Origin of the sequence: Gluconacetobacter diazotrophicus PA1 5, from assembly GCF_000021325.1 — a bacterium.
GTDB lineage: Bacteria > Pseudomonadota > Alphaproteobacteria > Acetobacterales > Acetobacteraceae > Gluconacetobacter > Gluconacetobacter diazotrophicus.
In genome coordinates, this window is record NC_011365.1 from 2,904,842 (window position 1) to 2,927,662 (window position 22,821).

Consider the following 22,821-nt stretch of genomic DNA (forward strand, 5'->3'; position numbering starts at 1 on the left):
CTGCGTGCGATGGTTTTCGGTAAGGTCCGTCCGACAAACGAAAAAGAAAAGTTTCGAGAGCGATATGCCCCTTCTGCGCACCCTGATCCGCGTGGTCCTGACCCTGAGCGTTGTTGCGCTGGCGATCGTCATGGGCGTGACCCTGTGGGACACGTATATGATTGCCCCCTGGACGCGCGACGGTCGCGTGCGGGTGTATGTGGTGGACGTGGCGCCTGAAGTGCCGGGCACGGTGGTGCAGGTTCCGGTGGTGGACAACCAGTTCGTGCACAAGGGGGACCCGCTGTTCGTGCTGGACCCGGTGCGCTTCCGGCTGGCGATCCGCGAGGCGCAGGCCCGGCTGGACGGGGCGCTGGAGGACCTGAAGCTGAAGCAGAACGACGCGAAGCGCCGCATGGGGCTGGGCGGCATCGTCTCGGCGGAAGAGCAGGAGGTGTTCAACTCGAACGTGGCGACGCAGATCGCGGCGGTGGATGCGGCGCGGGCGGCGCTGGACCTGGCGAAGCTGAACCTGCAGCGCTCGGTGCTGTATTCGCCGGTCAACGGCTACATCACCAACCTGAACCTGCGGGTGGGCGACTACCTGACGGCGGGGCAGCCGCGGCTGGCGGTGATCGACGCCGATTCCTACTGGGTGAACGGCTATTTCGAGGAAACCAAGATGTGGGGCGTGCATGTCGGTGACGTCGCCCGCGTCAAGCTGATGGGCTACAAGCAGATCATCCCCGGCCATGTCGTGTCCATCGCGCGCGGCATCAACGACCAGAACGGCACCCCCGACCGGCTGGGGCTGCAGGACGTCAACCCGATCTTCACCTGGGTGCGGCTGGCGCAGCGCATTCCCGTGCGCGTCCATCTGGACCATGTGCCCGACAGCATCACCCTGGCGGCCGGCATGACCTGCACCGTCACCGTCGGCCCGCAATCGCGCGGCCAGCGGGGGCGCCTGACCACCTGGCTGCAAGACCACCTGTAAGGGATGTGTGCCCGCAGACGCACGCTGGCGGCGATCCGACGCGCATCCGCTGTGCTCCGGTGCTCACGGCCATCAAGGCCGCTCCGCTCCGGTGCGCGCGGACACACGCCGGGCGCGGCCCTGCGGGCCGCTCTCGCTCACCAGCCCACGTCTGCGGGCACACATCTTTCAAACGGACATCGGGCCCGAACGTGACCATGAGCGCGAGCATGAAGACGAGACGCACATTCCACCGGGCCGGGCTGATGCTGCTGGCCGCCACGATGCTGGCGGGGTGCACGGTGGGGCCGCGCTACCAGCCGGACCGGATGAAGCTGCCGCCGGGCTTTGCCGAGGACGAGCATGCCGCGACGCCGGCGGAAATCGCCCGCACCAATGCCGAGCTGAAGGACTGGTGGCACCGCTTCGGCGACGCCGAGCTGGACCGGCTGGTTGACCGGGCGATCGCGGGCAATTACGACCTGCAGATCGCCGGCCAGCGCATCCTGGCCGAGCGCGCGCTGCGCGACGTCCAGGCCTCCGCCTGGTATCCGCAGGTCGATGCCAACACCACCGACGGTGACAGCCGCTATTCCATCAACGTGGACAACTGGCCGCTGCGCCCGGGCAATCCGGCCAACCGGCCGGGGGCGTCGTACCTGTCCTACGGCGTCAGCGCCAGCTGGCAGATCGACGTGTTCGGCCGCATCCGCCGCGCGGTCGAGGCCTCGGAACACGCGGTCGAGGAGAATGTCGAGGAACGGCGCGCGGTGCTGATGACCATGCTGTCGTCGCTGGTCAGCGACTACATGGTGCTGCGCGACACCCAGCTGCGGCTGGAGATCTCGAACCGCAACATCGGGGTGGCGCAGGAAGCCTACGACCTGACGCGGCGGCTGTATCTGGAGGGCGTGGGCAACACGCTGCAGATCGCCCAGGCGAAGGCCGAGCTGGACGCCCAGCAGGCGGCGCGCGAGCCGCTGCGCACCCATATCGCGCAGATCACCCACGCCATCGACGTGCTGATGGGCCAGGTGCCCGGCACCACCGAGGCCGAGCTGAAGGTGGCGCAGCCGCTGCCCCAGGTGCCGGACTTCCCGGCGACGGTGCCCTCGATCGTGCTGGGCAACCGGCCCGACATCCGCCGCGCCGAGCGCGCCTATGCCGAGGCGACGGCGCGGATCGGGGTCGCGGTGGCGCAGATGTATCCGAATTTCGCCATTCCGCTGAACTTCAACCCCAACGCGTCGGCGATGTACCAGGTGTTCGAGGCCGGGGCGCTGAGCTGGCAGTTCTTCATGCTGGCGTCGCTGCCGCTGATGCATGGCGGCAAGCTGACCGGGCAGATCCGCGCCGCCCAGGCGGCGGCGGAAGCCAGCCGCCTGACCTACCGCCAGACGGTGCTGGGCGCGTTCCGCGAGGTCGAGGACGCGATGGCGGCGTGGCATGACGACGTGGAGCACACCGAACTGCTGCACCGCGCCGCCGAGGACAGCCGGCTGGCCAGCGACCGGGCGCGCAAGCTGTATGCCGCCGGGCTGGTGGGCTTCCTGGAGGTGCTGACCACCGAGCGCACCGCCCTGGCCGCCGAGAACGCCGAGGCCGTGGCGCGGCTGGAGCGCCTGCAGGACGCCATCGACCTCTATACCGCCATGGGTGCCGGCTGGCAGGGCGTGGGGGTGACCGCATCCGCCCTGCCGGTGTCGCTGGAGAAGCAGAACGTCCTGGCGCGGGCGTTCCAGGATTGAGGGAAGACGTTTTTTTTGAAAAAAGAACCAGAAAACTTTTGATCTGTTCAGGGATTTTCTTGCGTTAGGCTACGGCGCGGTTGAAGATTGGTGGGACAGGCTGTCGATGATCATGACGGTCATGTCACCCTGCTCCACGTTTATTGACGATATACCTGGGATGCGCAGGCGGAAACGCTTCGGGTCATGACATTACCGTGCCACGGCATCCCGGGAAGAGCGGGCAGGTTGCTGGAGGAACACGCAATGCGTCTTTCGCGTGCCGATACGCTGCGCCCGATAGATCCCGGAATGGCCGGAACACAGATAGGCGACGAAACATCCCACCGCGAGATAGACGATATCCGCGGCACCGAAGAGTTCGATGCCCATAAGGGTGCAGGCCAGCGGCGTGTTGGCGGCACCGGCGAAGACGGCGACGAAGCCCACGGCGGCCAGCAGGTCCACCGGCGCGTGCAGCAGCGGCGCCAGCGCGTTGCCCAGGCCGGCACCGATGAAGAACAGCGGCGTGACCTCGCCGCCCTTGAACCCGGTGGCCAGGGCCGCGACGGTGAAGGCCAGCTTCCACAGCCAGCTCCATGCATAGTGTGCGGGACCGAAGAAATCGAGGATGGACGCGCCCCCCGGTTCGGGCGCCGTGATGCCGAGGCCAAGGTAATCCCGTGATCCGGCCAGGAAGACCAGCACGATGGTCAGCACGCCGCCGATGGCCGGACGCAGCCAGGCGACGGGGCACAGCGCCCTGAAGACGGCCCCCAGCCGATGCACCGCCTGGGCGAAGGCCAGGCTGGCCAGCCCGAAGGCGACCCCGGCGGCCGCTACCCTGGCCAGCAGCAGCGGATCGGCATGGAATGCCGTGCCGCCCGCGTCCGGATAGCCCCGGAATGGCAGCGTGTAGGTAACGTGATGAATCCCCCACGCATGGCAGGTCCAGTCGGCGGCAATGGCGGCGACGGCGACCGGGACGATGGCCGAATACTCCATCCGCCCGATGGACAGGACCTCCATCGCGAACACCGCGCCCGCGACCGGGGTGCCGAACACCCCACCGAATCCGGCGGCGATGCCCGCCGTCAGCAGGGTCCGGACCTCGCGCGCCGTCAGGCGGAACAGGCGCGTGAAGCCGCTGGCGATGCTGCCGCCGATCTGCACGGCGGTGCCTTCGCGCCCGACCGAGGCGCCGAACAGATGGCTGACCACCGTTCCGGCCAGGACCAGGGGCGCCATGCGCAGGGGCACGCCGCCGCCCGGTTCGTGGATCTGGTCCACGATCAGGTTGTTGCCGCCTTCCGCCTGGCGTCCCAGGACGTGATACGTCAGTCCGACGGCAACCCCGGCCAGGGGCAGGGCGTAGAGCAGGTCCGGATGATGGAGACGGTCGTCCGTTACCCGGTCGAGCAGCCAGAGGAACAGGGCGCAGAGGCTGCCGACACAGACGGCCATCGGCAGGAGCATGCACAGCCAACGGGCGGCGGCGCGGGCGGCAAGGATGCAGCCCGTCACGAACCGGGCCATGACGGCCACATACGGATCGCGGCGCGGACGAAACGAAAAAGGGATGTACATGGCTGCGAACGGATTCCTGCCCTTGTTGCCCGAAGGCGGTGGGTAGGAATCATCAGCCCCCGAAAGAGGCGGTTCGACCCGGACGGTCAGGCAGAAATCCATTGCCTGCGCCGACGTTAACCCCGAACCGGATGGCGGCGTCAAGATCGCGCGTGCCGGGCCGCGTGGGTGCGGGCCGGCGTTCCGGCTGCATATCTGCGCCGCGCATGGATGCTTGCATGGGGGGGAAATTTAGGGTGTGTTTCCCGGAATGTTCCACTTTCGGGGCGATGCGGAACGGCTTCGGGTCCATCGTCCCTCAATTCCGGCACCCCGGCTGCCGCGCCGGACCATGCGGTCCCGTCATGGCGTGTCGGCGGCGCCGTCGGTCCGAGGTCCCGTCATGAGGCGTTCGCGCATCTGGGTACTGGGGGGCGGTGCCGCCCTCGTTCTGCTGCTGCTGGCCGGCTGCTACCGCATGGCGGCGCGGCCGGAACAGGCGACGCTGACCCTTGCGGCCGGAACGGGCGCGCATCCGCTGCTGCCGCCGCCCAACCCGACGCTGCTGCCCACGGTGAATATCGCCACCCCGGTGGGCTGGGCGGCGGGGGCCACGCCCCGCGTGGTGCCCGGGCTGGCGGTGGCGGCGTTCGCCACCGGCCTGGACCATCCGCGCTGGCTGTACCGCCTGCCCAACGGCGATATCCTGGTCGCGGAATCGAATTCGCCCATGACCGATATCACGACGCTGAAGAACCGGATCGCCCGCTTCGTCATGGGGGCGGTCGGGGCGGGGGATAAAAGCCCGGACCGGATCATCCTGCTGCGCGACTCGACGGGGCGCGGGGTGGCCGACCAGCGGACGGTGTTCCTGGATCATCTGCGCTCGCCGTTCGGCATGGCGCTGGTGGGCGATACGCTGTACGTCGCCAATGCCGATTCGCTGGTGCGCTTTCCCTACCAAACGGGCCAGACCCGGATCGATGCGCCGGGGACCAGGGTGATCGACCTGCCAGCGGGCTATAACCATCACTGGACCAAAAACATCCTGGCCAGCCCGGACGGCAGCGCGCTGTACATCACCGTGGGGTCGAACAGCAATGTGGCCGAGCACGGCATGGCGGTCGAGGAAGGACGGGCGCGGATCGACCGGTTCGACATCGCCACCGGCACGCTGCGCCCCTTCGCCACCGGCCTGCGCAACCCCAACGGCCTGGCCTGGAACCCGCAGACCGGCGCGTTGTGGACCGCCGTCAACGAACGCGACGAGATCGGCAGCGACCTGGTGCCCGACTACATCACCGCCGTGCAGGAGGGCGCGTTCTATGGCTGGCCCTACAGCTATTACGGGCAGCATGTGGACGTGCGCGTGACGCCGCAGCGGCCCGACCTGGTGGCGCAGGCCATTGCACCCGACTATGCGCTGGGGCCGCATACAGCGTCGCTGGGGATCGCGTTTTCGCAGGCCAGCACGCTGCCCGAAGCCTGGCGGCACGGGCTGTTCGTGGCGCAGCACGGATCGTGGAACCGCTGGCCCAAGAGCGGCTATCGCGTGATCTACGTCCCGTTCGTCGACGGTGCCCCGGTGGAAGAGCCGCGCGAGGTGCTGACCGGCTTCCTGACCGCCGACGAAAAGCACGTCCACGGCCGCCCCGTTGGCCTGGCGCTGGACGGCACGGGCGCGCTGCTGGTGGCCGACGACGTGGGCAACACCGTCTGGCGCGTGACCGGCGCCCCGGGCATGCCGCAGGGACAATAATGAGGCGTCTGCTTGCCGTCGCCTGCCTGTGCGCCTTTTCCGCCGCGTGCACGGACGACCGCGGTACGGGCGCGCTGCATGCGGCGGTGTCGCGATGCCTGGCACGTTATCCGTTCCGGAAAGGCACCGCGTACGACCGGTTCCGCTGCATCGCCGCGGCCCATTTCCGATATGGTCCGGACGCGATCGGACCCAATTACGACCTGGTGTCGCAGACCGACATGGCTTCGTTACGCATCGGCCTGGACGTTGACGCCGGCACCCTGGACGTGCCCGAGGCCGAGACGGCCCTTCGCTGGGCCATGACCAAGGCCCAGAACCAGGCCATCCAGCGGACGAAGGGCCAGGGCACCGCCCCGCCGTCGCGGGCAGCGGGCCCCGCGACCGAGGGAGCCGTTACTGGGGCCGGGAAATAACGGCCGAATCCGATGATTTCGGATCGGGATTGAGAATGGTTGCGCCGGATTGCGGCGAATACGTATCGGATGTCGACTGATTCGGCGTAACGGGGGGATGGAACGCCGAAACCGGGCCGAACACGCCGCCGTCGGACCGCTTCATCGTGCTTTCGGGCTGGCGGGCGCATCCACGGGTGATAATGGAACAGATCCCGTCCGTGCCGACCATTTCGTCGTCGTCACCCGCATAATGCACGTCCGACACCCGGTCATGGTCCAGGCGGATTACCGCCGTGCAGGTCGTGCCGCCGCCGCCGCCAAGCTGCAGGATCGTCGTGACGACATCGCCCACCGGAATGAGTGTCGAACCCCCGTAGGTCGGCTGCGAATGCGTTCCGGTGTAGACGAAGATCTGGGTCGTATCGTTGAGCTGCTTGGTGGAGGTTGGAAGTCCGGCACACGCCTGCAGGTCGTAGGACGTCATCCCGATCATCGTCACCTGTGCCTTGTGGGCGGCCCGTGAATCGAAATATCCGCAGCCGCCCAGGCCGAGAGGAAACGAGGAGACGGCAAGCAAGCATAGAATGCGGCGGTTCATGTCCTGGATTATCCCTCCATCCCGATCCGAACGCGCCCGGCGCGGCACACCCGTTCGCCAAACCTAGTGCGCTCTTTCCGGTCGGCGCAAGGGCCCAGCGCGGCGTAAAATGTTTCTTCCATGGCGATACACAATGTTGCCGGAATTGTGTCCATATTATGTACGGATACTTCGCCATTGCCTTTCTCGTTCCGCACTCTCATCATGGACCATATCGTCAGCAGGGCCACGGCAACGGCTTCTTCGAAGGCCGCTCCGGCAGGGGCCATCATTCGGAACTGCATCGGAAAACGAAGGAGAATCCGCCGATCATGTCGCTACCGTCTCGTTGCAAATCGTTTGCCCGGCTCCCTCTCATGGCGGTGCTTCTGGCACTGGGGGCCTGCGTCAGCCCCGGACAGCCGCTGCCGCCGCCATTGCCGGCCGTGGCGAAGGCTGCCCCGCTGACGAGCGCGGATGCGGATTTCGTGCAGAAGCTCAACGAAATGGACGTGATGCAGATCGCGCTGGCGAAGAGTGCCGAAACCCATGCGGCGCGCAGCGATGTGGCGACCCTGGGTGCGACCATCGCCAAGGACCTGACGGGAAACCAGGACAAGCTGACGAAGCTGGTGGCGGCGCACGCCATCACCCTGACACCCAAGCCTTCGTCCGAAAATCAGAAAATTATCGACCGGATGCAGCATTTTCACGGCACCGCGTTCGACCGAAGCTATATCCGGTCCCTGTCACGCAACAGCGCCAGGATGAAACCTGTCATCGACGCCGAGATCGCCAGCTCGAAAAATCCGGACCTGGTCAAGCTTGCGAACGATACCAAGACCATGCTCGCCGCCTATGAAGCGCAGCTTGCATAGAGAGAAGGCTGTTTCCGAAGCCCGGCTGCCGGGCTTCGGAACATGGGCGGGCCCACGGCGTGGCGATCAGGGCGTCTGGCGCGTATCATGGCGGGGCAGGGCATGCCCGAAAATACGCGCGTAAAGATCCTGCCCGTAGCTTGTCGTCTCCGGCTCTCCGGGGCGGAGCCGGAAGGTACGGGTGCCGTTCTCCAGTCTTTCGGGCCGCAGGAACAGCGTATCGGCGCGATGGTTCGCGAAGAACCGGTGGGCGAAGCTGTACTGATGCGTCACGAAGAACACCCGGACGCCGACATCCTGAAGGCTGCTGACGATTTCGTAGGAAATATCGGAACCTTCCCGGTCATTGGTCGAGGCAAACGATTCGTTGAGCAACATGACCGAATGCGGCCGAAGCTGATCCACCAGCACGCTCATACGATGCAGCTCCTCATCGAATTTTCCGCTTTCGAGCGCGCGGTCTTCCTCGCGCTTGAAATGCGTGAACACGTTTCCGGCCGCGCCGGTACGCGGTGACCCGGCTCCGGCGAACAGCCCGCATTGTCCCATCACGAAGGACAGGCCGACGCTGCGCAGGAAGGTCGTTTTCCCCCCCTGGTTGGCCCCGGTGATGATGACGGTACGGTGCGGGCCCGTGGCGTCGATATCGTTGCCCACGACCTGCCTGTCCGATGTCAGTGCAAGGGCGACGTCATAAAGTCCGGTCGCCGCGAAATCATGGTCTTCGGAAGACTGGAAGTCCGGAAGGCAGGTCGGCAGCGCCAGTTCCACCAGCCGCGCGTGAAGATTGATCGCGCCGACATAGAAAGCCAGCTCGTTCCGAAGCGCGTTCAGGAAGGCAAGCACGTGGTCCTTCCCTTGTCCGAGCGCATCCGCCACGCGATTGAGCGCGCGATCGCGAATGTCGCTCAGGGCGCGTGCGCCGCTTTCGTCGCGTTCATTCAGCCGGAAGCTGTACCCTTCCGGCTTCCCCGCGAAGGCGCGTGCCAGCCAGTTGCCTTCCGGCGGCAGCGGCTTGCGCAGCACATGGTCGGTTGCCTTGTTCCCGACGCCCAGCCGGGCGGTAAACAGCATGCGCGGCCGGCTCAGGTCACTGATATAGCCGCGAATGCGTTCGAAGAAAGGGTCATCCAGTTCGCGGGAAAGCGTTTCGAACAGCGTCCGCAGGCCGCGCGACGTTGAACGGCCTCGTTCCGCGTCGCTGATGGCCCGCAGGCGCGTCAGGGTTCCCAGAAGCAGCTTCAGGACCGACACGGATTCGAATACGATGCTGCCGGGACTGCGAAAACCGGCATGAATATAGCTTTTGCGTTCCGCCTCGATCGCGTCCGAGGCCAGGCTGTACAGTTCCCGGACCAGGTCCTCCCGGTCGAGGCTTTCCGATGTGATTTCCTGCCGGTAGCGGATGTCTTCGGGGTCGGCCAGGGTGTTCAGCATCACGCGTGGGCTGACCCGGGCAATCAGCTCGTCGCCTGCCGCCATGGCGTCGAATATGACGTTCAGGCGCAAATCGTCGATCAGGGCGTCCGCCTGCGGCGGCAGGGGGGCTTTCGGATCGAGGTCCCGATCGCGAAAGAGCAGGTGGGCTTTCATGGTGCCTCCGTCAGGCGGCGCCGGATATCGGCGCCCGTGAGGTGATATTTATGGGCCAGGGAGGCAGCATAGACCCGTCCGTCGGAGGGTCGGCGGACGATCCTGAATGTCCGTGCGTCGTCGCGGTCCGGATCGACCGTACTGACCATGCTGACGATCGTGTGGGACAATGTCGCGATCTCATCGATGAAGGTCACGCAGACGCAGATCAGGTCCTGTCCGATGAAGTCCTCCAGAACGGCAGCGGACAGGCTGGCCGCGTCGTCGGCCGTCGTCGCGTTGAAGCTTTCGTTCATGATCACGAGGCTGCGCGGCGAGACATGCGTGACGATGTCGTGAATCCGCACCAGTTCGTCTTCCAGCTTGCCGCGCAGGTCGGCCGCGTTCTCCTCCCGCTCGAAATGCGTATGGATCTCGTCGACCAGGAACAGATGCGCTTCGCGTCCGGGAACGGGCAGTCCGAGACGGGCGAGATAGTGCAATTGACCGAATGCCCGGGCGAAGGTCGTCTTTCCGCCCTGATTGGGGCCGGTGACCATGATGATCCGTTCGGGGCCGGAGAGTTCGAAATCGTTCGTGACGACCGCCTTGCCGTCATCGACCAGCCGCACGGCCAGGGCGGGATCGAACATGTCGGCTACCCGCTCCGCCTTGTCGGTGTCCGACATGTCCGGGCAACAGAATGGCAGGCCCGCGGCACGCATCGGCGCGATGAAATCGGCATAGGCGAGGTAGAAATGCAGTTCCCTGTCCAGCCTGATCAGGACCGGATTTTCGTAGGTGGCGAAATCCTCGCAGAATGTCCGCAGGCGGTCGAACACGTTCGGATTCAGCCGTGCGACGAATGCGAGGATCGTCGCCTCGATATGATCGAGCCCCAGGGTGTCCTGCAGGTCCACGAGGTGGCTGCGGACGTCGCCCTGCCGGAACCGCGCAAAGGTGTCCTCGATTTCCGCGCTGTAATCGCTTTCGCGTCCGGGATGCTGGACCCGGAAATCCCCTTCGCCCACGGATACCGCATACACAATGTCCTCCAGGTCTCGCGCGATCGCCTCCCCCTCGTCGGCGAGGCGGCGGAAATGGTCCGATGAGAGATGCGTGTCGAGCCACCGCGCCAGCATGCCGACGGCGTCGGAGGTCGGTTTCAGCCCGTTCAGGGCCCGGTCGAGGTCCCGGACGGCGGATCCGTACATCCTTGCGGCATCGAGGAACCAGCGCCGCGCCGACCATTCGTCCTGGCTTTTCCCGACCATCTGCTGTTGAGCGCGGCTGCTCTGGATCTTCCGCGTGAAAGCGCGGCACGCCGCGCCGATATCCGGCTGCTCGAGATCCTGCCAGAACGCCTGGCGATAGCGGATCGTCCCGAGATCCGGCGCCGGCGTGCAGAATACCCGGTCGAGCCCGAACATCTCCCGCCCGGCGGTCATCCGGTCGAGGATCTGATCCAGGCAGAGGTCGTGGAAGCAGCGGGGTTCGGGTGCCGGACGATCGGGCACCGGCTCGGTCCGGGCCTGCATCGCGGGGTCGGGATTCAGAATGCTTTCGAAACCGATGGCATCGTGCGCCGCCATGGTGCGGTATCCTTCCGGCATTGCTGTCACGGAAGGATGCAAGACGTCCTGCCGCAACACACGGGATGCGAGCAGGAGTCATCAGCCCTGGGGGCGGTTATACGGAGGTACTCCATCTCCGACCGGACGGCGTAAGCCCTCCGATAGCCACCTCAACGCACGAAACGCCGCCAGGTTGACGGACGGCCGGAAATCGAATCCGCGCCCCCTCGATTTTCAGCCGGATCGGGAACCGATCGGGAAAAGGCCGTTTCCTGTTCGCGGGCAGGCGATTATGCTTGCCCGTGACCCGTTCCCTTGGACCCTGTTTTTACCGCTGTTTTCAACTATGTTGTCCTGGCAGGAGGCGTGAGCATGCGCATTCTCGTCGTTCTCGACCGGCCTGACACCGTGACCTTCACGCTCGAGGTGGCCGGGCAACTGGCGGACCGGTTCGCGTGCCGGGACATTCGTCTGCTGCATCCCCAACTGGAAGACGATCCCGATTTCAGGGCACCGGACGAGGGCATGCCGACGCGGGAAGACCGCCTGCGTTTCGCGCGGTCCGTGTCCGACCGTGCGGACCGGCTTCGCGCCGCCTGCGCGGACTGGATCACGGCGTCGGGCCGAACCGCGACCGCCCGCTGGATCGAGATAGCGGGGGATGTCCAGAAGATCGTGGCGCGCGAAGCCGCGAACGCCGACCTGACGGTTCTGAGCCGCCCGCGCCCGAAGGACCCCGCATTCGTCGGACAGGCCTTCACCGGCGCGTTGTACGATGCGCAGTCCACGGTCGTGATCGCGCCCCTTCATCATCACCCGACCGTCGGCGCGCGGCCCGTCATTGCCTGGCGTCCGTCCCACGCGCTCGAACGCGCGATCGCATCGGCCACCCCCTTGCTGTCCAGGGCGGAGGTGGTCACGTGGGTCATCGGTGAGGGCGGACACGGGACGGTCGAACTGCCCCCGGTGGCGGCCCAACTGGAATCCAGGGGGGTCAGGACCGTCGTCGATCGGTTCACGCTCGACGATGGCGATCCCGGCGAGCAGATCCGCGCCCATGCCCTTGCGGCGCAGGCCGACCTCCTGATCATGGGGTCCTACACCCATCCGCGCTTCGTCGAATGGCTCTTCGGCGGGCCGACGCGCGATATCCTCGCCCATGGTACCCTCCCGATCCTGACCCACCATTGAGAGGCTGCTTCAAAAGCTCCGCTGCCGGCGATCCGACGCGCGTTTCCTGCGCTCCGATGCTCATGGCCCATAAGGCCACTCCGCTTCGGTGCTCGGAAACGCACGACGGGCACGACCCTTCGGGTCGCTCTCGCTCAGCAGCGCGCCTGTCCGGTCAGGCTCCGAGGCTCCACCCCGACAGGGATTGAACCGACGTGACGAATTTTCTTCCGACGCTCTGGATTGCTCTCGCGGGTGCCGCAGGCACGCTCCTGCGCTACTGGATCGGGCTGGCGACGCTGCGCTGGAGCCAGTCGCTGCCCTGGGGCACGATCCTGATCAATGCGACCGGCTCGTTCGCCATCGCGTTCTTCGGCAGCCTGACCGTCGCGGGCGCGCGCTTCCCGCTGTCCGATACGCAAAGGGTGGTCTTCATGGTCGGGCTGTGCGGCGGATATACGACCTTTTCCTCGTTCAGCCTCCAGACGCTCGATCTGCTGCGGAATGGCGCGCCGGTCAGGGCTTTTCTCAATGTCGGGTTGTCGGTCGTCCTGTGCATGGCGACCGTCTCGGCCGGTTACCTCGCCGCCCAGGCCGTCAATCACGCGCACGCGCGCCGGCTTCATCAGGCATCGTGAAAAAGCCGCCTGACGGGCAGGGCGTGCACCGCCCGGATACCGGGCGGCCCTGGGGGCCGCCCGCCATGTCCGAGCAGGGTCAGACGCGCAGTGCCGCGACCGTTTGGTGGGCGGCTTCGATGGCGGCGGCGCGCTGGTCTTCTCCACGGCTGACGCCTTCGGCCACGATGACCTCCGGGGTGGCGATGCCGATGAAGCCCAGCGCGGTGCGCAGGTAGGTTTCCGTGTGTTCCGCCGTGGCGTAGGGCGTTTCCTGGCCGTAGAAGCTGCCGCGCGACAGCGCCACGATCACGCGCTTTCCTTCCACCAGACCCTTCACGCCCTCGGGGCCGTATTTGAAGGTCCGGCCCGGGACCAGGACGCGGTCGAGCCAGCTCTTGAGCTGCGTGGGGATGGTGAAATTATACATCGGCGCGCCGATGACCACGATATCGGCGGTCAGGAACTCCTCCAGCACGGCCTGGCTCTCGGCGCGCTCGACCTCGTTGCCGGGGACCGAGGCCGGGTGGTCGGGTGGCAGGTTGGCCAGCGTCATGTGCGACAGCGGGTGGGCCACCAGGTCGCGCCGCGTCACGGTCAGGTCCGGCTGCAAGGCCCGGACATGCGCCACGACGGCGGCGGACAGCGTGCGGCTGACCGAACTGTCCTCGGGCAGGATGCTGGCGTCGAGATGCAGGAGTTTCATTGCGTCGGTCCTAGGTATATGTTTGTAACCGAGGATATGTTTGCCACTGTCACCACGGCGCGCAAGGGGGCACATTCTTGATACGCGGGAACATGCATGTAACCGGGGAGGCACCCGATCCGGGCCAGGGAAACTGCCGCAAGATCAGTCCGGTCCTGGCGCGCCTGGGCGACAAATGGAGCGTGCTGATCGTCATGCAACTGGGCAACGGGCCGCGCCGGTTCAATGAAATCCGCCGCATGGTCGACGGCATTTCCCAGCGCATGCTGACCCTGACCCTGCGCGGGCTGGAGCGCGACGGCATGGTAACGCGCACGGTCTATCCGACCATCCCGCCCCGCGTGGACTACGAACTGACGCCGCTGGGCCGGTCGCTGCGCGAACCGGTGCAGGCGCTGGGGACCTGGGCGATGGCCAACCTGGACAAGATCGAGATGGCGCAACGGGAATTCGATAGCCGGAAAGCGTGAGGGATCAGGGCACGCGAACCAAATAGCGTCGTGACGAGGTGCCCGGCGGATGCGTGAATATCGCGGTGAAGGCGGCGGGATGTAAGACTGGCAGCTTGCGCCCTCATGTCGGGCATACGCGCCTGTGAATAGCTTTCCGCATAGCGGACATAAGCAGCACAATCTCTCGCGGCCGAGTTGGGGCCGTTTTCTGCCTGTCAGGTTTCAGGCACGACAAATGGGAAGCCGACCTTCGCGCAACAACTCGCTGATGCCGGCAAGCCCCCTCGGACGAATCAGCAGGATGGTCGCGTTAGTTTACGTCGACATTACGGCCAATCGTGTCGCTGGTTACACGCCCGAGGGTGGTACGACACTCTACGATATAGCGCCACGATAGCGGTTGGTTCGAGGGGCCCGCTTCAGCGTTGATCGACGCCGATCCGCAGCCAAGCTGAGACTTGTACAATTCGATCGTCCTGGACATTTGCTGCAATACGTGCGATAGCGCTGCCATGATACCATCATGCATCGACCTATTTGCCGGTTGTGGCGGGCTCTCGCTCGGTCTTGGAGCCGCCGGTTTCTCGACCCTGTTCGCGATCGAGGCTCATGCTGATGCATTCGATACCTACCGAGCCAACTTACTTGACAGTGGCAGGAACCGCCATAGTTGGCCGGCATGGCTCGACAAGCGAGCGTGGCAGGCTCAGGATGTACTTGTCCATCATGAAACGGAACTTGCCGAGTTACGCGGGAAGGTCGACTTGGTCGCCGGCGGACCACCATGCCAAGGCTTCAGCATGAATGGCCTCCGGCGGCCTGATGATCCACGCAGCAAAATGGTGGACGTCTATCTCCATTACGTCGAAATCGTCCGTCCACGCCTAATTTTGTTGGAGAATGTGGTTGGCTTCCGCTCGATGAAGCATCGCACAGGCGGAACTTACAGCGATTATACCAAGCGTAGGCTGGAAGCCTTTGGCTACGACACCTGGATTGAAATCTTACGGGCTGCGGACTGGGGCGTTCCGCAGCGCAGGCCGAGGTTTGTACTCATCGCTGCACCAAAGGGCACACTACCCGGCATTGATCCAATGCAACGCTTGCGCGTCGCCAGGAAAGCATTCCTTGTCGCACGAGGGCTTGGGCCGGATCATACGAGCGCCAGTGCCGCGATCTCAGACCTTGAGGAAAGCGATATGGAACCCGGACTTGACAGCGAATGGGGCCATCTCGGTTTCCGGGCGCTGAAGCGCTCGCGGGAAGCAGCGACTCCGTACCAGCGACTGATGAGGGTTGACAGCCTTAATCAGCCCGGCGACCTCAGGTTGCCTAGGCACAGCACCGCCTCAGTCGGGCGGATGCGGGACATATTGGACAATTGCGAACGCGGGGTTTGTCTGAGGCCAGTGGACCGGGAACGCCTAGGCATCAAGAAACGCTCAACCACGCCGCTCGCCCCGGACGGGCCCGCTCCTACCATTAGCACGCTACCGGATGACTTCGTGCACTATTCCAAGCCACGGGCAATGACGGTCCGGGAGCACGCGCGCTTGCAATCCTTCCCAGATTGGTTCTCGTTCAAGGGACCCTACACAACCGGCGGCAGCCGCCGGCGGGATGCATGCCCGAGGTTCACTCAGGTCGGGAACGCGGTGCCACCGCTTTTGGCCGAGGCACTTGGGGAGATGCTTATGGGCCTCTTAGCCGTCCAAAAGCGTGACGAGTCGCCTCATCTCGCGGAAAGCCTCAGTATGCTCGGCGAATACCCGACGGATGTCCGCAAAATCGTTGACGGTGATTTCGCCGCTACCTTGTAGTATCCATCCCGCATCTCCCTCGACCTCCACTACATGGCCGAGAAGGTTACGCTTGCGGAGGACCTTCTGGTCATATTGAGCACTGGACTTGCGTAACTCGCGCAACCGGTCTGCATCCGCGTCGTTCAGGCCAAAAGTAGCAGGGCTAGCAGCGGCAACCTGTGTCAGCCGGCGAAAATGCTTAAACAGCTTCATGCTATCGACTGCCCGGGTTTCAATGCGAGCAAGCAGGTCTTTAGCTTTCGACTCCTCATATGCCTGCTTGGCTTCGTCCAAGAACTTCAGGACGTCACTATCAAGGCTTTCGATCTTGCCTGCGCAATTCGGATCCCGGGCGCACATCGACAACATTGCAACCTTCATGAGATCATCGCATTCGGCCACTACCCGCATGGCGAGCCCCCTCATGCCGGATAGCCTGTCAAGTGATCGTGCCGTTTGGTCTATCAACTCGCCAGCACGCTCTGTAAAGCGCCCGCGTGAACAGCAGTACACGCCTTCGACCGCCTTGCTGGCGATCAAACTGCGAAGCTCCTGCTCCTCGGCGCTGCCCGAATAGAAAAGAATGGTCGTCGAAGGAAATAGCTCGCGAATGACCTTGCCCCCTGAAATGCCCTCGCATTGAAGTAAGGTCTGTCCACTGGAGACAGACGATGAAGAAAGCGCGATTTACGCAGGACCAGATTATCGGGGTCCTGAAAGAGCATCAGGCGGGCGCTACGGCTGCGGATCTGTGCCGCAAGCACGGGATCAGTGACGCGACCTTCTACACCTGGCGGTCGAAATACGGCGGGATGGAGGTGTCGGAAGCGCGGCGCCTCAAGGCTCTTGAAGAAGAGAACGCGAAGCTGAAGCGGCTTCTGGCGGAGAGCGTGATGGACGTCTCGACGCTGAAGGAACTACTGGCAAAAAACTCGTGACGCCCGGTTTGCGGCGGGAAGCCGTGACCTGGGCGATCCGGGAGAAAGAGTATTCGCAGCGACGGGCCTGCCGGCTGATCGGCATGGACCCGAAGACCTGGCGCTATGCGTCACGCCGCCCGGATGATGCCGCAGCGCGCGGGCGGCTGCGCGAACTGGCTGGGGAGCGACGGCGATTTGGCTACCGGCGACTGCATATCCTGCTCGGCCGGGAAGGAATGACGATGAACCACAAGAAGCTGTTCCGGCTGTATCGCGAAGAGGGGCTGTCGGTCCGCAAGCGTGGCGGCCGGAAACGGGCGCTGGGCACGCGCTCGCCGATGATGCTGCCCGACGGGCCGAACCAGCGCTGGAGCCTGGATTTCGTCTCGGATGCATTGAACAACGGACGGCGCTTCCGGGTGCTGACGGTGGTCGACGACTACACGCGCGAATGTCTGGCGCTGGTGGCGGACACCTCGTTATCAGGCGAACGCCTCGGTCGTGAACTCGACCGGATCGGCGAGCATCGCGGCTGGCCGCTGATGATCGTTAGCGACAATGGCACCGAGATGACATCGAACGCGATCCTGGCCTGGCAGCAGAAGCGATCGGTGCTGTGGCACTATATCGCACCGGGCAAGCCGCAGCAGAACGGGTTCGTCGAGAGCTTCAACGGCCGGTTCCGCGACGAATGCCTCAATGAGCATCTGTTCCGTAACATCGCCCACGCTCGGACGGTCATCGAGGACTGGCGGGCCGACTACAACGCCGTCAGGCCTCACACCAGCCTCAATGGCATGACGCCAGAGGCTTTCGCTCAACACGCCACCAAGGCATACAACAATACACAGACCCTAACTCAAAACTGAGGGCACGTTCGGGGCAGGGTCACGAACCCTCGGCGCTAGCTCATCACCTTTCTCGTCGCGCAAGCGGTAGTCCAGCAAGATGAGGTCATACATATGATAGAGTTGGTGCTTACGCGAGAGGTCATCGATCCCGGTCCCATTTGGAATTGTTTCGATGCGCGCTAGAAAGCCCGCATCTTGCACCCTGCGCTTGAGTGCTTGCTCCTCCTCTGGGCTAAACGAATCCTCTATCCATAGGATTCCTAGGTCGAGATTCATTGCCGTTCCCCCGGGACAACGATGTCGAAGTCAGCTCGCGTTCCATCTCCTGCAAGCTCGATGGTGCCGCCCATTCCCTCGACTATCTGGCGAATGCTGTACAAGCCTAGTCCAGTGCCGTTGGCAGAACCGGTATAGCCCCGCTCGAAAATCTTGGACGGGTCGACCTTGCGCCTGTCGATACCCAGGCCATCGTCGATGACCCTGATAAGCACGGAGTCCTGCCCCTTGCGCGTGGCCTTGAACTCGATCTTGCTCGCTTTCGCCTTGCGTGCGTTATCCAGCAGGTTGTCGACGAGAACTGCTACGTCCACGGGGGAGAATTCCCGTTCCAGCGCCAGATTGGCGGCATCAAAGGTAGCGGCTGGCATGCCAGGAATACCAACAAGGCGAACCTCGAAATACTCGGTGAGAAATTGGAGCAAGTCGCCGTGCACCTTGTCGGTTTCCAAATCGACACGGATGTTCGGTGCAAATGACAGAACGGTGCGCAAGCGATCCCCGGATAAGCTTGCGCCGGCGATCGAGACCGATGCACGACGGGCGGACTGGCGGATCGTGGCGAGCAGATCCTCGACGTCCCCGAGGTCATCGATTTCTTTTGGCATCACGGCCGCAGCCAGAATGTTCCGCACCTCATGCGCCATGTTCTCGATTGCCGCGCGCACATGCCCGAGGTGTATCGTGGCTTGGTGCATGAGCAACTGGATGCGCTCGACATCGACATCCTGGCTGCTCCCGAGGAACGCTGCCTGCTTCTCTAGCGCCGCAATCCGCGCATCGGCGGTGGCCCGCTCCGCCATCGCGCGCAGGGCGGCTTGGCGAGCTTCGTCGCGCGACGCCCGCAATTCAGCGATCCGCCTCCTCGCTTCCTCTACCTGGCCAAGCAAGGAGACATCGCTGCGGCTCTCCGCAACCGCCGACATCGCCTTGAGCGCATCGTCAGTGATCTTGTCGGGATCGTCGGCCACGCGGACGAGTTCTGTATCGTAGTACAGGATTTCGACGTCCTTCGATCGCGCAAGCGAACCAACTATACCAAGGACGCGCTCGCGTGCCCGGTCAGTTTCAAGGCCTTCGGATGTATCACGGTCTTGATCAGGCCTGTCCTGCCAGTTCACGCCGACCACATAACGCTCAAGCCGGAAGATCATATGACGGCGGATCGCTTCATACAGCGCGCGACTCCGCGCATCTTCGATCAGGCCCGCGTCCCGGCTCGACACTTCTCGGAACATCTTGGGCGGCGCTGTTACATCAACCCGCCCGATGATGTCGCGCGTACCAAGGTAGCGGGATTGGCCTTGCTGCTTCCTGCGGTTCAATCCGAGGGTGTCGTCAAACTCATCGCCGATTGGCGAGACACGGAACCCATTTAGGAAAAGGAAAACGCTCCCGAACTCCACGGGCCGCACGCTCATGCGAGACGTAAAAGTATGCTTAGCTGACCTGTTGAGGAAGTATACCTGCCCTTCGACGCGGCAGTCAGTAAGTTCGTCATAGGGAGAAGGCTCACGGATTGCATATATTTTCCGACCACGATCGAAAAGCGTCGTGTCAACACGGCCGTCCGCGACGGTTACCTCGATCCGGCTTGTCTTCTCCCTGAGTATGTCAGCAATGTTATTCCCTACCGGACCATCGACGCCCTCCATCCTCTCCTCGGACCCATCTACCAGCCAGGTCGAGACGGCGACATGACTGGTCGTACCGAATGGGTCGATGAGCTTAGCAAGATCCCTGCGCAACCGGCGGATGGCGTTTTCGTTCCACTCCTGCCGAGTGCCCTTAATGACGAGCATCGTTCCATGCTGGGGTGGAGGCTCGGCATTTGCGATCCTGGGAAACGATGGCGCCGTCCCAAGTTCGACTTCGACTTCCTGAAACTCCTCAGTGCTATCCTGTTCGAAGCGCGTCCAGTCGATTTCAAGCCTTGAGATCCAGTTGCCGCCTTCGGTGCGGCTATAGAGTTCCAAGCCATCCCCGAGCGTGTCGCATGCGAAGCGGCCAATCCCCTTGCTCCCCGCGAACGCGATCTTGTCACGATAGTTATCTGAAGCTGAAAGTGCCTTCTCGGAGTAGGCGACGAATAGCCACTTGTCGCGAATATCCGTCGACGTCATCCCCTTGCCATCGTCGACGATGGTGATGGAAGCCTCACCCGGATCAAACTCGATGTCGACCCTCGTCGCCCCGGCATCGAATGAGTTCTTCACCAACTCGAAAATCGCCACGAACTCGTTCGTGACCAGATCGCGCCCGATAATGTCCTTAAGATGCGAGCTGACTCGGAAGGATTCTCGTGTTGTCATGCTGACAACTTAACGTAGTTTGATCCAGCCACAAAACAATGAACCGCCACGGTTACCCCACCCAGTTGGCCTGATCCGGCTTAAGCCCGTAATGTGGATCGTAAGTTGCCCCGAACAGCCAGCATGGGAAAACTGACTTTCCCTACCCATCTGTCTCTTTTGCACGGTCGCACGCAGGAGGCAAGTTGGCAGACTTCCTTGAGCCTCTGGAACGATCACGCCGCATGGGGCGGATCAGGTCACAGGACACGAAGCCAGAGATCGCGCTCCGACGGGCATTGCACCGGCTCGGGTTACGCTTCCGCCTAGGTGGCGCAGGATTGCCCGGGCGCCCTGATATTGTACTACCACGCCATCGTGCCGCGGTATTCGTTCACGGTTGCTTCTGGCACCGCCATCCCGGTTGCAAGGTTGCATCGACGCCAAAGTCGAATACTGACTTTTGGGTTGCAAGATTCGACCGAAATGTTGCCCGCGATGGGAAGGTCATGCGGGAGCTCCAGGAGTTAGGCTGGAACGTTTTTGTAATCTGGGAGTGCGAGCTTTCCGCTAAGTCGCGCTTGAGCCCAACGGCCACCCAGTTGGCGGCGCAAATACGCGAGAGAACTATCACCAGCATAGCCGGGGTTCTGCCACAGACTGGATGAATGCCAGCATCGACCGCACTCGCCTCCCGCGCGCGCTACCAGACGCCGATCATATAGATGAAGGGTCACAACGAGCGCATCACGATGATCACAAAGTGCTCTCGCAGGGCGGGGTACACAACGGCGCGACTCCAGCCGGCTGGACGGCTTTTTCCGACGTCAGCGGTTTCGACGATCCCGACGCGGGAACAGAGGAAACTGGGAATTAAACCGGGGGGCTGCGCGATCCCGGCGAACCGCGCAATAGGTGCGAACAGAACCGTCCGGCAGGAGAACCGGAGCTCAGTACGATAGCCCGCATCAAGCCATGCCTAGCATTTTTGATCTTGGGGGCACCACGCCTTGCGCATGTCCGCTTTCGGGGAGCGTCTAGCAGGCTGTCGGGTTGGGGTACCTGGCTCTGGCGATCTGCGGTAAGCTTTCAGGATGAGCAGCTTCATTCCGTTTGATCGATCGCAGCCGTATCTTCTGCCGCCGGATCTGAAGTCATGGCTGCCGTCGGACGATGTGGCGCATTTCATCGTGGCGGCGGTAGAGCGGGTGCCGTTGAGGGCATTTTCCGTTCCTGTGCGGACTGGCGGCAAGGCGCAGTATCATCCGCGCCTGATGCTGGCGCTGCTGATTTACGCCTATGCGAACGGCGTGTTCTCATCGCGTCGGATCGAACGGGCGACATATCGTGATATCGGTATGCGCTTTGTGGCGGCGAACCTGCATCCTGACCATGACACGATCGCGACGTTCCGGCGCGGCAACCGCACGGCGATCGAGGCAGCGTTCATGCATGTACTCCTGCTGGCACGCGAGACGGGACTGGTGCGGCTTGGCACGGTGTCGATCGACGGCACGAAGATCGATGCCAATGCCTCGAAATACCGTTCCATTCGTTATGATCGCGCGAAAGAGCTGCGCGAGAAACTGGCCACCGATATCTCCACCCTGATGGAACGGGCAGAGGCGGCGGATACAACCGATGTGGATCATCAGGCGTTGCCGGAGGAACTGGCCCGGCGGGAGGCTCTGAAGGCAAAGCTGGATGAAGCCTGTGCGCGACTGGAGGCGGAAGCCCGCGAGCAGGCCAAGACCGCCCGACCAGAATATGAGCGCAAGAAGGCAGCTTTTGATGCGAAGCGGGGACGGCGCGGTCGGCCGCCGAAAGAACCGGACGATGAACCGCCACCAGACCGGCAGATCAACCTGACCGATCCGGACAGCAAGCTGATGCGCCGCTCCGACGCGCATGAATACCGGCAAGCCTACAATGCCCAGGCCGTGGTTTGTGCCGAGGGCAGCCAGTTGATCTTGGAAAATGGCGTCGTTGCGACGACGGCGGACGCGCCCAGCTTCGCCGCCACCATCCTGGGTATGGAGGAGAGGATCGGCCTGCCACGAACCGTCCTCGCCGACACGGGTTTCGCCAGCGGCAAAGCCGTCGAAACGTTGCAGGCCAGCGGCGTGGACCCGCTGGTCGCCATCGGACGCCCTGTGAATCGGCGCCCTTATGACTTCCGGCCAGAACCGCCACCCAGGGAGCCGCGCCGGATCACCGAGCCCTGGCGCCTGGAAATGAAGGCCAGGCTGCAACAGAACCCGGCAAAAGCCCTTTACGCCTTACGCAAGCAGACCGTCGAACCGGTCTTCGGTATCATCAAGAGCGCCATGGGCTTCACCCGTTTCCATCTCCGTGGCCTCCCCAACGTCGCAACAGAATGGACGCTCGTCGCCCTCGCATATAATTGCCGTAGGATCACGCGACTGACGGCCGCATAAACGCCGTCGTCGCCGTCACTCATCACTACGGCAGCGCCCAATCCGACAGCCTGCTAGACAATCTTAGACGACCGGCATTGGGACGCACAGCGACTGTCACACGCAGCTGACTGAACGGCAGGATACATAGTTTGGGCGCTCCAAAGCGGACAGGCCGAATCCCCCCCCTTTCGGACCTACGTCCCGCCAAGTCGGACTTACGCGCTGTCCAAGCTGACGTCCGCTTCTGAGAGCCCGATCCGAAAGTTTTTGAACAATACCAGCCTGTTGTGATTCATCCGTCTTTGCGAAG

General features: G+C 63.6%; 19 protein-coding genes and 2 riboswitches. Of the genes, 12 read left to right on the top strand and 7 right to left on the bottom strand.

Going from position 1 to position 22,821, the window contains the following annotated elements:
- The first annotated feature begins 64 nt into the window (after window positions 1-64).
- Both GDIA_RS13280 and GDIA_RS13285 read left to right on the top strand, forming a co-directional pair.
- Entirely contained in the window at window positions 65-976 is a 912-nt protein-coding gene (locus GDIA_RS13280; RefSeq protein ID WP_012225014.1) for an HlyD family secretion protein, read from the top strand.
- 197 nt (window positions 977-1,173) lie between these two features.
- On the top strand, window positions 1,174-2,703 hold the full coding sequence (locus GDIA_RS13285) for an efflux transporter outer membrane subunit (protein ID WP_043458988.1): 1,530 nt from the start codon (window positions 1,174-1,176) through the stop codon (window positions 2,701-2,703).
- Between the two features lie 192 nt (window positions 2,704-2,895).
- Here the strand turns inward: GDIA_RS13285 and GDIA_RS13290 are convergent, their stop codons facing one another.
- The gene (locus GDIA_RS13290) at window positions 2,896-4,218 is read right to left on the bottom strand and encodes a voltage-gated chloride channel family protein (RefSeq protein ID WP_186440577.1); all 1,323 of its coding nucleotides are present in this window, start codon (window positions 4,216-4,218) and stop codon (window positions 2,896-2,898) included.
- Between the two features lie 87 nt (window positions 4,219-4,305).
- Window positions 4,306-4,384, bottom strand: a riboswitch (Fluoride riboswitch).
- 267 nt (window positions 4,385-4,651) lie between these two features.
- On the opposite strand from GDIA_RS13290, the gene GDIA_RS13295 reads away from it, so the two are divergent.
- Together GDIA_RS13295 and GDIA_RS13300 are read left to right on the top strand one after the other, a co-directional pair.
- Window positions 4,652-6,007, top strand: a complete 1,356-nt coding sequence (locus tag GDIA_RS13295) for a PQQ-dependent sugar dehydrogenase (protein WP_012554476.1) — start codon at window positions 4,652-4,654, stop codon at window positions 6,005-6,007.
- Window positions 6,007-6,423: a hypothetical protein gene (locus tag GDIA_RS13300; protein WP_012228514.1), complete on the top strand. Its 417-nt coding sequence runs from the start codon at window positions 6,007-6,009 to the stop codon at window positions 6,421-6,423. The genes GDIA_RS13295 and GDIA_RS13300 overlap by 1 nt, the downstream gene beginning before the upstream one ends.
- Here the strand turns inward: GDIA_RS13300 and GDIA_RS13305 are convergent.
- Window positions 6,404-7,003, bottom strand: a complete 600-nt coding sequence (locus tag GDIA_RS13305) for a hypothetical protein (RefSeq protein WP_012554477.1) — start codon at window positions 7,001-7,003, stop codon at window positions 6,404-6,406. The genes GDIA_RS13300 and GDIA_RS13305 overlap by 20 nt on opposite strands.
- A 356-nt stretch (window positions 7,004-7,359) precedes the next feature.
- Between GDIA_RS13305 and GDIA_RS13315 the strand changes: the two genes are divergently transcribed.
- Window positions 7,360-7,860, top strand: a complete 501-nt coding sequence (locus tag GDIA_RS13315) for a DUF4142 domain-containing protein (protein ID WP_244410110.1) — start codon at window positions 7,360-7,362, stop codon at window positions 7,858-7,860.
- Window positions 7,861-7,926: 66 nt separating this feature from the next.
- Here GDIA_RS13315 and GDIA_RS13320 read toward each other — a convergent pair whose 3' ends face one another.
- On the bottom strand, window positions 7,927-9,453 hold the full coding sequence (locus GDIA_RS13320; protein ID WP_012554480.1) for a MutS-related protein: 1,527 nt from the start codon (window positions 9,451-9,453) through the stop codon (window positions 7,927-7,929).
- Entirely contained in the window at window positions 9,450-11,024 is a 1,575-nt protein-coding gene (locus GDIA_RS13325) for a MutS-related protein (protein WP_012554481.1), read from the bottom strand. The genes GDIA_RS13320 and GDIA_RS13325 overlap by 4 nt, the downstream gene beginning before the upstream one ends.
- A 65-nt stretch (window positions 11,025-11,089) precedes the next feature.
- Window positions 11,090-11,153: riboswitch (Fluoride riboswitch) on the bottom strand.
- A gap of 225 nt (window positions 11,154-11,378) precedes the next feature.
- On the opposite strand from GDIA_RS13325, the gene GDIA_RS13330 reads away from it, so the two are divergent.
- On the top strand, window positions 11,379-12,197 hold the full coding sequence (locus GDIA_RS13330) for a universal stress protein (protein WP_012554482.1): 819 nt from the start codon (window positions 11,379-11,381) through the stop codon (window positions 12,195-12,197).
- A 194-nt stretch (window positions 12,198-12,391) separates the two neighbouring features.
- Entirely contained in the window at window positions 12,392-12,814 is a 423-nt protein-coding gene (gene crcB / locus GDIA_RS13335; RefSeq protein WP_012554483.1) for a fluoride efflux transporter CrcB, read from the top strand.
- Between the two features lie 79 nt (window positions 12,815-12,893).
- Here the strand turns inward: crcB and GDIA_RS13340 are convergent, their stop codons facing one another.
- A complete protein-coding gene (locus tag GDIA_RS13340; RefSeq protein ID WP_012228526.1) occupies window positions 12,894-13,499 on the bottom strand; it encodes an FMN-dependent NADH-azoreductase in 606 nt (201 codons plus the stop codon).
- Window positions 13,500-13,591: 92 nt separating this feature from the next.
- Between GDIA_RS13340 and GDIA_RS13345 the strand changes: the two genes are divergently transcribed.
- On the top strand, window positions 13,592-13,969 hold the full coding sequence (locus tag GDIA_RS13345) for a winged helix-turn-helix transcriptional regulator (RefSeq protein ID WP_049762937.1): 378 nt from the start codon (window positions 13,592-13,594) through the stop codon (window positions 13,967-13,969).
- A gap of 494 nt (window positions 13,970-14,463) precedes the next feature.
- The gene (locus GDIA_RS18725; protein ID WP_012554484.1) at window positions 14,464-15,771 is read left to right on the top strand and encodes a DNA cytosine methyltransferase; all 1,308 of its coding nucleotides are present in this window, start codon (window positions 14,464-14,466) and stop codon (window positions 15,769-15,771) included.
- Here GDIA_RS18725 and GDIA_RS19275 read toward each other — a convergent pair.
- The gene (locus GDIA_RS19275) at window positions 15,655-16,293 is read right to left on the bottom strand and encodes a hypothetical protein (protein WP_186440575.1); all 639 of its coding nucleotides are present in this window, start codon (window positions 16,291-16,293) and stop codon (window positions 15,655-15,657) included. The two genes, GDIA_RS18725 and GDIA_RS19275, sit on opposite strands and share 117 nt — an antisense overlap.
- Window positions 16,294-16,424: 131 nt before the next feature.
- Here GDIA_RS19275 and GDIA_RS13360 point away from each other — a divergent pair.
- Window positions 16,425-17,542, top strand: a protein-coding gene (locus tag GDIA_RS13360; protein WP_157864127.1) for an IS3-like element ISGdi11 family transposase whose coding sequence is annotated in 2 segments (ribosomal slippage) — window positions 16,425-16,677 and window positions 16,677-17,542 — 1,119 coding nt in all. Because the reading frame shifts where the segments join, the coding sequence is not laid out codon by codon here.
- Between the two features lie 254 nt (window positions 17,543-17,796).
- On the opposite strand, the gene GDIA_RS13370 is transcribed toward GDIA_RS13360, so the two are convergent.
- Window positions 17,797-20,034: a sensor histidine kinase gene (locus GDIA_RS13370; RefSeq protein ID WP_231854166.1), complete on the bottom strand. Its 2,238-nt coding sequence runs from the start codon at window positions 20,032-20,034 to the stop codon at window positions 17,797-17,799.
- Window positions 20,035-20,336: 302 nt separating this feature from the next.
- Here GDIA_RS13370 and GDIA_RS18730 point away from each other — a divergent pair, with 302 nt between their 5' ends.
- Together GDIA_RS18730 and GDIA_RS13375 are read left to right on the top strand one after the other, a co-directional pair.
- Window positions 20,337-20,759: a very short patch repair endonuclease gene (locus GDIA_RS18730; protein WP_231854368.1), complete on the top strand. Its 423-nt coding sequence runs from the start codon at window positions 20,337-20,339 to the stop codon at window positions 20,757-20,759.
- A 426-nt stretch (window positions 20,760-21,185) separates the two neighbouring features.
- Window positions 21,186-22,529, top strand: a complete 1,344-nt coding sequence (locus tag GDIA_RS13375) for an IS1182-like element ISGdi13 family transposase (protein WP_012223140.1) — start codon at window positions 21,186-21,188, stop codon at window positions 22,527-22,529.
- The last annotated feature ends 292 nt before the right edge of the window (window positions 22,530-22,821 follow it).